General features: G+C 38.8%; 9 protein-coding genes. All 9 read right to left on the minus strand.

Going from position 1 to position 15,304, the window contains the following annotated elements; genetic code table 11:
- Positions 1-252: 252 nt before the first annotated feature.
- On the minus strand, positions 253-2,523 hold the full coding sequence (locus KTR07_RS11165; protein ID WP_032840927.1) for a GH92 family glycosyl hydrolase: 2,271 nt from the start codon (positions 2,521-2,523) through the stop codon (positions 253-255).
- 7 nt (positions 2,524-2,530) lie between these two features.
- Positions 2,531-3,499, minus strand: coding sequence for a 1,4-beta-mannosyl-N-acetylglucosamine phosphorylase (locus KTR07_RS11170; protein ID WP_008765821.1), 969 nt, complete (start codon positions 3,497-3,499; stop codon positions 2,531-2,533).
- A 52-nt stretch (positions 3,500-3,551) separates the two neighbouring features.
- Positions 3,552-4,883, minus strand: a complete 1,332-nt coding sequence (locus tag KTR07_RS11175) for an MFS transporter (RefSeq protein ID WP_008765822.1) — start codon at positions 4,881-4,883, stop codon at positions 3,552-3,554.
- A gap of 98 nt (positions 4,884-4,981) precedes the next feature.
- On the minus strand, positions 4,982-7,186 hold the full coding sequence (locus tag KTR07_RS11180; protein ID WP_008765823.1) for a DUF4838 domain-containing protein: 2,205 nt from the start codon (positions 7,184-7,186) through the stop codon (positions 4,982-4,984).
- Between the two features lie 166 nt (positions 7,187-7,352).
- On the minus strand, positions 7,353-8,702 hold the full coding sequence (locus tag KTR07_RS11185; RefSeq protein ID WP_008765824.1) for a BT_3987 domain-containing protein: 1,350 nt from the start codon (positions 8,700-8,702) through the stop codon (positions 7,353-7,355).
- A 16-nt stretch (positions 8,703-8,718) separates the two neighbouring features.
- Positions 8,719-9,933, minus strand: a complete 1,215-nt coding sequence (locus KTR07_RS11190) for a BT_3987 domain-containing protein (protein WP_008765825.1) — start codon at positions 9,931-9,933, stop codon at positions 8,719-8,721.
- A 16-nt stretch (positions 9,934-9,949) separates the two neighbouring features.
- Positions 9,950-10,972 carry an endo-beta-N-acetylglucosaminidase family protein gene (locus KTR07_RS11195; RefSeq protein ID WP_008765826.1) on the minus strand — a complete coding sequence of 341 codons (1,023 nt, stop codon included), beginning with the start codon at positions 10,970-10,972 and terminating at the stop codon, positions 9,950-9,952.
- A 26-nt stretch (positions 10,973-10,998) separates the two neighbouring features.
- Positions 10,999-12,582, minus strand: a complete 1,584-nt coding sequence (locus KTR07_RS11200; protein ID WP_117981295.1) for a SusD/RagB family nutrient-binding outer membrane lipoprotein — start codon at positions 12,580-12,582, stop codon at positions 10,999-11,001.
- 8 nt (positions 12,583-12,590) lie between these two features.
- The gene (locus tag KTR07_RS11205) at positions 12,591-15,302 is read right to left on the minus strand and encodes a SusC/RagA family TonB-linked outer membrane protein (RefSeq protein WP_312333854.1); all 2,712 of its coding nucleotides are present in this window, start codon (positions 15,300-15,302) and stop codon (positions 12,591-12,593) included.
- Positions 15,303-15,304 lie beyond the last annotated feature (2 nt).

Consider the following 15,304-nt stretch of genomic DNA (forward strand, 5'->3'; position numbering starts at 1 on the left):
TTGTAATCGGCTACATTTCAAATATTTAATACTAAAACGGAAAAGGGGATATTTATAAAAATAAGATAATGACACTATCCCAGGTAAATGGTGTCACTATACCACTGATATAGTGTCACTATCGCAGACATATAGTGACACTATCTTTTTGAAAGGATTATTCAGGTAAGATGTAAAAAAAATAGGCTGCCGTACCCTGAAAAGTCCGACAGCCTTGTCAACCCAAAAACGATACCTATGAAACACTGTGTGTTATTTCAAATCAAATATCAAGCGTTTACCATGAACAAGTTCATCGTGGGTAATGCGGTATTTATTGAACTTCTTACCATCCAATAACACCTTATTTATATAAAGAGTTTCCGATCCGGTACGATTACTCTCAATTACCAGCTCATTTTCCTTATACCATTTAGGATCCAAGCGGATCGTTACTTTATTAAATACCGGAGTAGTCAATGTATATTCCGGCAATCCCGGACAGTCGGGATAAAAACCTATCATATTGAAAATAGCCCATGCAGACATCGTACCTGTGTCATCATTTCCAGGGATACCGTCCGGTTTGGTCGTAAAGTACTTATCCAGCAGTCGCTGTGTCTCTTTCTGTGTACGCCATTCTTCACCTTTAAAGTAAGAGAACAGATGAGCGTAAGCAATATCCGGTTCGTTAGCCGGATCATATAGTCCTTCATCAAACACCATTTGCAGCTTATTGACAAAAGGTTTCTTTCCACCCATCAGTTTAGCCAATCCATATACATCATGTGGTACATAGAAAGTATAATTCCAAGAATTACCTTCGTGGAAACCGGGATTCGGTTCAAAGTTCTCTCCCTGCCTCGGATTGAACGGACTGTAGAAAGTTCCGTCCGGAAGAATAGGTCGGAATGTACCGAACTCCTTACTATAATAATGCTTATATCCCAAAGAGCGTTTATAGAACATTTCCGCATCTTTCTTCTTTCCTAAAGCATCCGCAAAACGGGAAAGGGCAAAGTCTGCGATATAATATTCCAGTGCATGAGATACGGAGTTATCATATTGTTCACGAAGCGGCACGTATCCTTTTGACATATAGTCATCATTGTCCGGACGCATCAGATTTTCCGCCCCGGGTAATGTAGCCGACTTGTACATAGCTTCATAAGCCAGATCTACGTCAAAGTCACGCAATCCTTTCATCCATGTATCCACAATCACTGGGATACTTGGATCACCTTCCATCGTAAGAGTCTCTCTTCCATACAATTCCCATTTAGGAAACCAACCATGTTCACGATACATATCGAGCATGGTACGTACCATTTCCATCTGACGTTCGGGATAAACCAAAGTCAAAAGCTGATGTACGTTACGATATGTATCCCACAAAGAGAATACAGTATATCGGGTACCTTTCGTTGTCAAAATCTGATCGCTCTCCATAGCCGGATATTCACCATTTACATCCTGCAGAACGTTCGGATGAATCAACAAATGATAAAGTGCCGTATAAAAAACTGTTTTCTGTGCATCCGTTCCTCCTTCTACAGTGATACGTGACAAGTCATCGTTCCACTGTGCACGGGCATCGGAAAGCACCTGTTCAAAGTTTTTTCCCGACTGTTCTTTATCCAAATTCAAACGGGCATTCTCTATGCTTACAAAGGAAACTCCCATCTGTACTTCGACCTGTTCTCCTTCCTCTGTTTCAAAAGTGAAGTAAGCGCCCACATCGTCACCTGCTATTTCTTTTCCATAGCGGGTATACAATTTATATTTGCCTTGGTCTCGATCCCATTCTGCTTCCACACCTGTCATCGGACGTTGCTTTTTCCAATATCCGGTTGTGGTGGGAACTTTGTTCACTCTCATCACAAAATAGATGGGAAATACAGCTTGGGGATTATAACAGAAAGTACCCAATAGTTTCATTCCCTCTATTTCGCTGTCACTTACACGACGAAGCATGGCTCCACTCTCATTGGTCAGGCCTTCGCCCAAATTCAGAAGTATATGACTCTTTCCTCTAGGAAAAGTGAAACGGGCAATACCTGTACGCGGAGTAGCAGAGACTTCTGTCTTTATATTATACTTCGTCAGATAATTGGAATAATAGCCGGGAGAAGCCTGTTCATCCTTATATTTGCTCCCATATTCCTTATAGTCTACATTCAGTTCTCCGGTAGTAGGCATCAGCAATAAAGAACCCAGTTCAGGACAACCGACACCACTCAGATTTACATGAGAATATCCTGTAAAGAAACAATTGGTATATTCATAAGGCGTGGACCACCAACGTGCATCTTTATCATAAGTATTATCAGCAGAACCCATCACATTAAAAGGTACTACGGACATCATTCCATTCGGGCAAACAGCTCCGGGATTAGTGGTACCGAAATTTGTCGTTCCAATAAAAGGATCTACATAATCTATCAACAGACTCTTTTCCTTATTCATAGGGGGGGCCTTACCCTCTCCCCCAAATACGGGGAGAAGGGTGAAAGCCATTGTGCAAGTTAATAATATACGTCTCATATCCTTCTTAGATAATGCTCGTCCGTTTTGTAAAATCAATTATTTCCTGGATATAGCCGAAAGCCATTCCTACAACAGTATCTGCAGCTCCATAATAAACAGCTACACGCTCACCATCCTGCAATGCCGCACATGGGAATACCACATTGGGCACATCACCTTGAAGTTCATAAGGTGCAGCCGGACCTATCAGATATTCACGGGTACGATAAAGTACCTTTTCGGGATGATCCTTATCGAGTATCGCCGAACCCATTGCATAACGGAAACCGTTGCAAGTAGTGATAACACCATGATAGAAAAGCAACCAGCCTTCATCAGTAAGGAAAGGTACCGAACCTGCACCAATCTTGGTACACTGCCAGGCACTTTCAGGGAAAGGAGTCACTTTCATAACACAACGGTGTTCACCCCAGTATTTCATATCCGGACTGTAGCTGATATAAATATCACCGAACGGTGTATGTCCATTGTCGCTGGGGCGACTTAACATAGCATATTTGCCATCTATCTTTTGCGGGAAAAGTACTCCATTACGATTGAAAGGCAGGAAGGCATTCTCGCATTGGAAGAAATCTATAAAATCAAATGTATAGGCAATACCGATAGTAGGTCCATGATAGCCGTTACACCAAGTAATCCAATATCGGTCTTCAATCCATGTAACACGCGGGTCATATTTATATTCGGATTCGATCATTTCCGTGTTACCGGCTTTAAATTGAATCGGTTCATGACTAATATCCCAATGAATACCATCTTTACTGAACCCTGTGAAGATATTCATCTGTACAGCTTTGTTGTCACAACGGAATACGCCGGCGAACCCATCTTTGAAAGGTACGACAGCACTATTGAAAATACTATTGGATGAAGGAATATGATAGCGTCCGATGACCGGATTTTGCGAGTAACGCCACATTACATCTGTACATCCGACAGGACGTTCTTCCCAGGGAATTTGAATCTTATTCATAATAATTATTTATTTAGTAATTAGTTATCTATTATCACTCAAAAATAGCAATTTATTTTTTCTTTTTTGAATCATCATACGTAAAAGGTATAAAATAGGTCATCAAAAAAGCAGGAATTGTTGCGATCAGTACATAGATAAAGAAACTACGGTATCCCAGTAAATCACTAAAATAGCCGCTGATCATTCCCGGAAGCATAACTCCCAGATTCATGATTCCCGAAGCAAATGCATAATGTGACATCTGATGTTTGCCAGGAGCAATCTGCTGCATCATGAACAAGGTCAGTCCGACAAATCCGAAACCATAGCCGAAATACTCCATTGTGATACATGTTCCGATCAGATAAAGACTGGTCGGCTGGACTACAGCAAGGAAAGTATAAGCAAGGAAAGGAAGGTTGAACACGCAACAAAGCATGAATAATGTTTTCTTCAATCCATATCTGGCAACAAATATTCCACCTAGCAATGAACCGATAACAAAGGCGGCAGAACCAAAGACGCCATTCAATGTGCCGATTTCTGTCAATGACAGCCCCAGACCTCCGACCTCTCTGGAGGCACGCAGAAACAAAGGAGCAACCTTCATTATAAATCCTTCCGCCAATCGGTAGAGAATAATGAAGAAGATATAATATACTATATGTTTTTTAGTAAAAAAGTTCCCAATCACATTTACCAAATCCTGCATGATTTCTGAAGTAGTTTTTTTTCCGGTAGCAGGAACTTGTGTAGAAGGCAACATCTTTATATGATAAAGACCGAGCAATACCATTACTGCAGCAATTACGGCAAAAATAATCATCCATGCAGATGAATATGCACCCTTATTGGCATCTATCGAAGCTCCTTCTATTGCCCCGAAATGTTCGGCCAGCATACCTGCCAAAGCAACTAATCCACCATTAGCAACCAATTTTGCCACATTATAGAAAGCCCCCTGCACTCCAATATATTTAGCCTGATCCTCTTTATTCAGTTCTGCCATATATACACCATCGCAAGCGATATCATGTGTGGCTCCACTGAACGCAATCACCGCCATAGTGGAAATACTGATAGCAAAGAAATAATCAAAGAATAACGAAAAAGCTACTACTCCAAACAATATACCACTCAACAGTTCGGTTACCAGTACAAAAAACTTTTTGGTCCGATACATTTCAAGAAAAGGGCTCCATAAGAATTTGAGTGTCCAGGGCATCATGATAAGAGAAGTCCAAAACGTTATCTGAGTATCAGAAATACCCAAATCCTTAAACATGAATACGGAAACCAAATTGATGGCAATAAAGGGAAGTCCCATTGCAAAATAAGCGGTAGGTACCCAATAAATCGGGTTGATAGTTTTTCCTTGAGAAGCAGTTTTATTCTGTTGCATAGTTCAATAGTATATAGATGAAAGGGTCATTTTTCTGACCCATCTATATATAATACAACTAAGAAGGGCAAACTACTAACGCTTGCCCCTACTTTTTTTTATTTTATTGTTACTTCGTCGATAAAGAACCACGAAGGATGCCCTACACCATAATGCCATTCGGGACATTCTTTCGTACCGGTGACCTCAACTTTCACATAACGGGCATGCACTGGCATTTCCGATTCAGTCTTCACTCCGCGGAACTCCACTTTCCCCGAACGGTTTTCCGGCATATCATGTGTTCCCCAATGTGTATAATTCTCTCCATCTTCAGAATAGGAATAAACCACCTTCAGAGGGAAAAGAATCCAGGCTCCGATCTGATGCAGGAAATCCGTATCTATACTATGTATTTCTTTCTCTTTACCCAAATCTATAACAAAAGCACCGTCTGTTCCTTCCCAGCCGATCCAGCTTTCAACGAAAGTAGATCCTCCGAATAGTCCGTCCACTAATGCCGTTTTTCCGATTTCTGCATATTTACCGGTAGGAGGAATAAGATAAGTAACCTTCGCTCCTATCGCAACGCTTTTTTCTGCACGGGGCATATATCTCTCCCGATACAACTGGCAATATTCCACAGGAGAATTGGAACGTTCATTCAATGTCGGTACATTAAATTCTTTCACCCGTTCTTCAAAAAGTGCCAATTTCGGACTGATCTCATTCATATCCGTACCAGTCTCAGTACGGGCAATTTCCAATTCCGAATACTGAATGGGCAAGCGGGCACGCTGCACACGCTTCAGGAATTTATTATCTTCAGCCACCGCTTTCTCTGCATCATCAAACAGTTGATTATAACGTCGTATCAGTTGTGGTTTCAGCATTCCGTATTTATGGGAAACAGGAGAATCATAAATCCACAATCTTTGTCCGCTACCTATCAACGCTCCCTCCATCACCTTGATATACTGATAAAGGTATGGCGCAGCCTCTCCATAGTATCCATGCAGGAAATGCTGCATCAAAGAATCAACATTCGCTTCGGGGTTCCACATTAACTTAGATACCAGATAGGCACGTAACTCAGCGAAGTCTCCTCCCCTGCTTCCTGCAATCTGTGAGAAATGCATAGTGGCATGATTCTTTTTGAACAGACGAATATTATCCTGCAAGATATGAAAATTAGGGAACGGAGCCAGATAATTATCAAAATTAATACCATAATCCCACACGAAAATATTATTAGTGATGGCAGCCCAGCCTTCCATTGCTTTCACAAACTCTTTACCTGAGGCATTTTCCGTCAAAGTCACTTCACGGTCACAATCTATATCACAAAGCATGATATTCACATTCGGCAATGGCTTCACATGTTTCGGAGGATTCATCGTATACAGATAGGCAAGCGTGGAAAATTCCTTATCGGGAAAACGGGCAGCCAGCTTATTCAAAAAAGTAATGATACTTCCTGAGAGTGCTCCTTCATAATCATCTATCGCTTTGCAGGCATCACATGTACAATTGGTATAATTACCATCATTCTGACTCACAGACATAATATGCTTATCCGGATTTGCCTTAAAAATAGAATCAATCCGCTGAGCCACGATTTCAAAAACTTCCGGGTTACTCAGACACCATTGGCTTGCTTTCCCGGGATGGCGTTTGCCTTTAAAATAAGAATAATATTCCGGATGGTCTTTTCCATATACGGAAGCAGGAAGCAACTTATCAAAAGTATGCACCCAATAACCGGCAGCAAACACTTCGTTTGGCTCTTCCAGCCTGTTCCACCATTTATATATGGAGTCTGTACGAATAGCATAACATTGTGTCTGGCGGTAACGGAAAGCCGGATTATCTATTTTATCGATAAGCGGCAGTTCGATTGTCTTCGCAGGGTTAAAAGAGTATTCGTTTTCTCCCCAGTAATCCACTCCAAGATATTGTTCGAGTAAAGTTACAACTCCGTAGACTGTCCCATTCCCACTGCCTGAAATACGTAAGATTCCATCTTTCGTAGATAGGCTGAAACCGTCTTCTGTCACTCCAGCTGGGGTTTTGCTACTGATTATAATATCTCCTTTTTTTGCATTCTGCCCTTTTACAATGGGAAATGTACAACCTGAAATTCTCTGAAGGAACAATTGAAATAAATTTGCTGATATTTGATTAATCTGGTCATTTTCTGATAGAATAATCCTGGATTTAGTTTTTCCATTATCAACTAAAACGACTTGTGCTGTTGCAGGAATATAACAACATGCTCCCAACAAACAAAGCAGCTGAAAAATAATACGGCGAATGATTCTCATAGCATTTCCTTTAATTAGTTTTTAGATAATACAATCCAAAAATATAAGATACTCAAGAAAAAAATCAGTTCTAAGTTTTATTAACAAAGAAAACTTAGAACTGATCACAACATGATATAAACAGCAAATAGCCCAAGCTCATTCAGTAATAAACTTGGGCCATTTTTTATTCAGTTTCAGTATAAATACCTACAGTATTAATATAAGGAGAATAATAAAGAGCTCCATGGAAAGTTACTCTTATATATTGCGCTTGTTTAGCCACAAGAAGAAGAATGTAACTTGTCTTATTTGCAAATCCTGAAGCTACACCAAGATCCTCATATTTCTCTCCATCATTACTTATCGCTATACTTGCACTTTCCGAAGAATAAAACCATTCATAGAAATGTAAAGCAATAGTTTTTATATTCTCTTGTTTTCCCAAATCGATATCAAGTATGCTGCCATCCGGAACATAATCATACAAGTCGCTAGATTGTCCATTCAAAGTAAAACTCCAACCCGAATGGTCATTTATTACAGAACCTACCGGTTTGTCTACACAAGATAAAAATCCGACAAGTGCTGTTTTATAAACAATATATATAACTTTATTCTCGCCTATATCTGCTCCTACTCCATCAACATTCGTGATTGTCACTGGAATAACATAGTTAGTACCCAGCTGCACAGAAGCCATATCATCCGAAAAACTCAAGGCAACACTCTCTTCCGGAGTTGTTTTTCCTTGTTTAATCATTATTGTCGATTGCTTCAAACTTGCACTAGTCAGTAAAGAATAATCTGTGCCATGCAATGCATTATACGTTCCAACTAATGCCGGATTAATAGCAAGAGTAACTTTGGTGTCACCATCTGCGGCCCATGCCGATTTTAAGATACCGTCAAGCTTCCATTCACTGCTTAAATTTGTAAATCCTTGACTATACTGATACTCTAACAGATATTCTTTACTTGAAGTCAGTGTGACATGATTTGGTTTGTAAGTCGATTCAAATGTCAAGAATATCTTACTATTACTTTCACTCGCTGATACTCCTGTTCCATTAATAGAAGTTATAGCAATCGGGAGAATATAATTTTCCGATCCGTTCTTAAATTCTTCCATATTAGTATAATGCACTTTTAAAGTATCTACAGAGATATATTCCCCTTGTTTTATATACAAAGTTGCATTTTCCAGTTCTGCATTTTGTAAAGCTACATAGCTCGTTCCATATTCACTGTTGTATGCATCTACCAATGACCTGTCAATAGCTAATTGGATGGTCAAATCTTGTGGTGCAGGTTTAGTACACCTGACAGGAGACAAAATATGTTCGGTGGCGATTTCTTTCAAAAAAGTTCCGTCTCCTTTATACTCTAAAGTAGCATTTGTTTCACTTGGTTTATAAATATAGACATAATTGATATCATACGGATCTGTTGCTTCGTCATCGTCACATGCTGTGACTAATGGCAATGACATAGCAAAAAATGTACTGTATAATATATATTTAAATAATGCTTTCATATCATACTGTTTTAAATTATTGAGCAAATGAATATGTTTCCCATGTCACCTTTTGACGGTTTTCGTTACCTAGGTTAGAATTGCCAATTTCCACATCATGACCATTACCGGTTACATCGTGTAGTATTGTAGCTCCTTCACCTTCATTCATTGGCAGATACAACAACAAATTCTTGTCTGTATAGTCAACTTCGGTATACATAGATTTCTTTATCTGATTAACTGTGCGTGTAACTTTCCAAAAACGAACCTGACACATTTCACAGAAATCCGGAAAATATTCTTCTCCTGAAGAAATCATCTGAAATTGATCAATATTCATCGGTTGTCCTATTGAAGAAGATAATGAGGCAACTACAGTACCATTTTGGTACAATAAAGTAGTACCGGATGCTGCATCATAACTCACTGCAAAATGATACCATTTTTGTGCTTCTAAACCTTTTCCCTTAGTTGGATCACCTGTATCAAATTGAGACCCCATCGTTTTTACTTGTAGGAAATTATTTTTATAGCTACCATTCTCGGAATAGATTAAGTCACCAAACCGTATATATAGTTCTGTCCCTGAACCTCCTGAGTTTATTATAGCCTGATTATTCTTAGTATATCCACCGTTCCCTGATTTAGAGGTGACTTTACTCCACCATTCCAATGTATAATTTGGCAAAGCTAACCCCCAAGCTCCTTCCGGGGCTGCATGCATACCATTATACCATGTTAATTTAGGAACAGCTTGTTTCAAAGGCTTCACAAGAACCAATAAAAAACTGGAAGAGGATTCCGACTTCTCAATACCTCCTTCCACATTCTTAATACTGATGGGAATTGCATATTGAGCACCGCCTTCAGCTTCAAAACTTTTAATATCAACATTCACAGGATCTGCACTTACAGAACCTGCTTCAATTGTCACTGATTCAGGAAATGATATATATTCTTTAGGAGGCATTTTATAATTAGTTTCATTCTTCTTATTATAAGCATCTAATACAGATTCGTCAATAAATAAATTAGCTTTTATTGTTTGATTAATAATATTCACCAAACGTACAGTTAACGAAGTACGCGTCGTACCCTCTGTCAATGTCAATTCTTTAGTTTTGGATGTAGACGCTTCATTTATATAGACTAAATTATCTATAACATCATACTTAGCATTTTCACATGCAGTATGGACCAGTGCCAGTACCCCAAATGCCATTATTTTAAGTAAAGATATTCTCTTCATTGTTTAACCCTTTCTTTTAGTTATTAATAGGAGGATTCTGTGCAGCAATAGCTGCACGCACTGTGGGATAATCAGGATTTCCAGGATAATCATACTCAATATGATAAGCCCCCATACCTGCATGTTCTATTCCACAAGCCGGATGATAGCTCTGTTGCTCGGTAAAGTAATGCTTATCCACTGCTCTTTCAAAAGTTGCAGTCACAATAGATTTCCCCATAGCTTCTTTAAAGACATTAGGGTGACTTCTACGTACAGCTTCAAAGAAAGAATCCAATCCAGAATGTCCTAGTTCATAGGTCTGCCAAGCTATATAATCAAGACTTAGAACTGTTTCCTCTGAAAGCACTTCATAAAAGCTCAACCAACCTGCACCACCAGGGATATCAGCAACCAACATTTTCCCCGTCTTATCAAACTCCTCACGTAAAGTCTTCATAAACGCATTGGGTACTGATGGCATACTGGAGTTCATTAAAGTCCCCCAATCCTCAATATCATAATCAAATCCATCGATATTATATTTGTTACATGTATCTACAATAGCAAGTGCATATTTCTTAGCAGCCTCAATGCAAGATTGCTCATCTTTAGGATCAAAGCCCCAAAACGCTTCCTTCACTGCATCATCGTTACCCCCCGGTGTGAGATTATCACCAATATCTCCTGCGCGCCAACAAAGCACTGCTCTGGAACCCTTAGCCTGAAAGTCTTTTAAATCAGCCTGTTGCTCAACCGTCAGATTTCCCCAACAGAGCCAAAGGCTCACAAAATCCGTACTGTCCGGTAATCCACATAAAGCATATTGCATGGAAGAACCTCCCTTACCTGCCCAGTTACCAAACCAGCCAAACATAATCTTATGTGGAGAGTTAAAATAATCCTTCAAATTATTTTCATAACCTTGCGTAGGAGGTTCATAATAATCTTTCGCCTCTATGTCGGTCCAATCACTACATGCGATATTTAAGAATCCCTGCGAAAAAAAGAGAGAAATTCCTATTCCGTATATTATTTTTTTCAATTTGCTCGTTTTCATAATAAAAATTATTTTAACGTTCTGATTTAATTTTTCTTAGCCCACCAAAGATCTGTGGCAGAGTTATCTGCACCACCTAACATTGATACAGCTGCTTTCACATTTGCATTATTCGTATTATATTCTGACTGAGGGAAAGGCAAACGACGCATACCACGCTGCACTGTCACCCCATCTGTATTCAGATTATTCACGATAGGGAATAGTTTAGGATAACCTGTACGACGAATGTCAGCCCACGTTTCCCAACCATTCGGAAAATTGGCAATCCACTTCTGAATCAAAATACGCTCCAAATTCTCTGTAACACTTGCTGATTCATTATATTTCGGAGTTACAGTTGACACTGCTGCTATATCCTTACCTGAATCCGAAGGATCACTGTAAGCAGCAGGAACCTTTTCACTTTTCAAATAATCGCCAATAGTAGCTTTACGTTCTTCCATAGACACTGTCACTCCTGTGTCATAAAGTTCTTTGGGAGTTCCTCCCATATTCCATTTATACATCAATGCAGCTTCTGCACGTAAAAAATAAGCTTCAGATGCAGACATAATGAGCAATTCATCATCTATACCAATATTCACGCGGGAGAATTTTGTATAATTTGCCTGAGTTGTAGCACTTTGGTAAATACCATTTCGCACTCCTATTTGTCCTCCACCGATAGAAGCATCTGCTTCTGATGCATATTTAGCCAAACGAGGATCATTATAACCGCTTAAATATGAAGTGATATTAGCACTGATACGAATTTCATTCCATGAAGAAGTAACACGATAATATGGATTCATACCGTCATTATATTTACTATATGCAGCATCTGATGCAGATGTCATCACACCAATTACATCAGAAACAGCTTCTTCTGCTTTCTCCTTGGCAAGTGCTGGAGAAACACTAGAAATGCGCATTGCCATACGAAGCTTTAAAGAATTGGCAAATTTCACCCATTTGTTAAAATCTCCATTAAATACAAGATCGTATTCTGATAAAGAACTCATATCTTCATTACCTAACACTGCTACTTTAAAAGCGGAAATCGCTTCATCCAAATCATCAAACATGTGTTTATAAAGATCCTCCATATTGTCATATTCTACAGTAAAAGCAGTTCCTGTAATTTGAGAATAAGGAATCGGTCCATAACAATCACTAATTTTAAGTGAAGCTGCCACACGAAGAATCTGTGCCCATTGATAAGCCAATCCTTTGCCATCAGAAAGATCACGTATCTGGAAATATCCGGTATAAATCTGTGGCATAGTAGTATCAAACATATTTCCATACCACCCAACTCTTGGATTGTAAGTATAATAATTACCTCCATTACCCCATTGGGCGATACAAGTAATTTCTCCACCATATTCAGATCCAATCATCTGATCCAACATCTGTGAATTGTTCTGTTGTCCTTGTACTAATGCAGGAATCATGCTTTTAATCAATGATCCGGTGATTGCATTATCACCCAGCATTTGGTCAGGTTTAGGTCCAAAGGGATTTGTATTATACTCTTCAAATTTATCGGTACAACCTGTTCCTAGTGCTACTAACAAAGTATACACAGACAGTTTTGCAAACTTCTTTATTATCTTATTCTTTTTCATAATCTAAACTAGAATGTTAGTTTGACATTAAATCCGAGACTTCTCAAACTAGGTTGTTGAAAATAGTCAACCCCCTGATAGAAATTACTAGTGACAGAAGATGTACTTTCCGGATCATAAGGTGCTTTACAATAAATCATCCATAAATTCTTTCCTGTAAGCCCCAGTGTCATATTTACATGATTTTTGAACCATGTTTTAGGAAGTTGGTAGCTCAAGCTCAGTTCAGAAAGGCGAATATTCGTTGCACTATATGTATAATAAGTACCAACAGCGGTAGTTACTTTACTATAATATTCCTCAGCATCCACTTTACTGTCTCCAACCCATACACCGCCTGCCTGACGAGCAACTGCAGAACTTTCAGATACACCATATTTATCAATCATGGCTTGTGTATCCGATACAACTAATCCTCCAAAACGCCCGGTGAATGCAAATCCAAGATTCCATCCCTTCCAAGCAACACTACCATTCCATCCCAAATAATATTTAGGAAGAATAGAGCCAACCTTGCGGTATTCCGTATTTTCAATAGCCAAACTTCCATTAGAGGGGTCTTTCCAAATATATCCATTAGGAGACTGACGCAAACGCTGATTGATATAAATATCTCCCATTGATCCGTTTTCATAGAGTCTTAAAGTCGGACCACCACTAGTTCCCAATGTTCCTTTTGAGTAATACTCCATTTCGATAGCTTCGCCGGTTTCCGGATTGATGGCACCATTCGCTAAACTAACGATCTTGTTTTGATTAAGAGTGTAAGTGAAATTTGTAGATACCTTCACTTTATCAAATGTATCAGAATATCCTAAAGCCAGCTCAATACCCTGATTCTGAATATTACCAGTCTGCACAATATTATTCTTATATCCAGATGAAGCCGATGCATCAACATAGAATGTCTGATTGAAGGTATTAGAACGATAGAAGGTCATATCTAAATTAATACGGTTGCCAAGGAATTTAGCATTGACGCCTAGTTCCCATGATTTTGTATTTTCTGGTTTCAGATTAGTATTATAATGACTTGCAGGATATTCATATGTATTTGTTTGCTCATTATAAGTATATTGCATTTGGGTAAGGTATCGATTAGGGGAAGAAGCGACCTCCGCCCACGAACCACGAACTTTCAAATAAGAAATAGCTTTTGGTAGCTTTACAGATTCACTAACAAGCCATGACAGACCAACAGACGGATAAAAGTAGGAACCTTTGCTGGTAAAAGCTAATTGAGATGCCCAGTCATTACGCCCAGTGACAGTCAAATACAATTGATGATTCCATCCTAATTCTGCACTTGCAAAAACACTTTGTACTTGATCATGCCATTTTGATTCATTACGCTTGGAAGTATTGACATTAATATTGCCATAATGGAAGAAATTAGGAATTTGCTCCAATCCTCCTTTTAGATACATAGCATCTTCCTGAATATCATTAATAGAAGCACCAACAGTTGCATTCAATGAAAGTTTGTCATCAAAGAAATTCTTATTTATGCTAGCCATTACATCAGCATAAACAGACCGATCATTTTGTTTAGTATGTCCATAATAACCTTTAGAACTACTTTCTGTAAAAGTACCTCGTGTACTAGCATAATACTTTTCATAACTATCGCTATCTGAATTATCCACACGTACTCGCCCTGTTACATTCACCCAATCTGTTATATCCCATTTCAGACTAGCATTAAACATATAACGACGTTTAGAAAGCTCATTCTGCATTCGATTCATAATCCAATATGGGTTTTGCATATCCAAATCAGTACCAAATATAGATTCCGGCCAATATTGTACCATAAGGTTTCGAGCCTCACTATAGCGTTCATACATCTGTACTTCCTGAAAGTTTTCACCTCGTGGAAAAAGATAAAGAGATACCAAGGGATTAAAATATTGTCCACTACCTACCATATTCTTATTATTTTGAATAATATATTGAGCTCCCAAATCAAGACTCAACTTATTATCACAGAATTTAGCGGTATTACGAATAGAGAAATTATAGCGGTTATAAGCATTATTAGGTAAGATACCTGTAGAGTTTGTAGTAGAGACAGATGCGTAAGTTTGATTTTGTTCAGTACCAGTGGTCAACGTGAAACCATTCATCTCCGTCATTCCCGTATTGAAGAAGTCAGATGGATCAAAGTTGCTAGGAGTATCCATCAAGCTCCCCCAACTGCCTAACTCTCCTTCACGATTACCATAAATATTCTGAAACTTCGGCATCATCATCGGAGATGAAAAACTTGTACTATTACTATAAGAAATTTGCACTTTTCCTACAGTACCTTTTTTAGTAGTGATAAGAATAACTCCATTAGAAGCATCCGAACCATACAAGGCTGCAGCGGAAGGTCCTGTTAAAATTGTCATGCTCTCAATATCTTCAGGATTAATATCAGCTACGCTATTAGATCCTGGCTGTTTGTTCATCGTACCTCCAGCATTATCTCCTGAATTTACATTAAACATTGGAATACCATCAATAACATAAAGTGCATTATCATTTTTCTCCAAAGACTTTGTACCACGCATAACTACACGAGCCGCAGCCCCAGCACCGGCTGAAGAAGCATTTATTGTTACGCCAGCTACTTTTCCTGATAAAGCATTAATAAAGTTAGCATCCTTTATATTAGTCAATTCATCTCCCTTTACTTGCTGTACATTATAACTCAACGCTTTTTGTTCACGTTTGATAC

Origin of the sequence: Bacteroides sp. MSK.20.82 (genome assembly GCF_019052485.1) — a bacterium.
Lineage (GTDB): Bacteria > Bacteroidota > Bacteroidia > Bacteroidales > Bacteroidaceae > Bacteroides > Bacteroides thetaiotaomicron.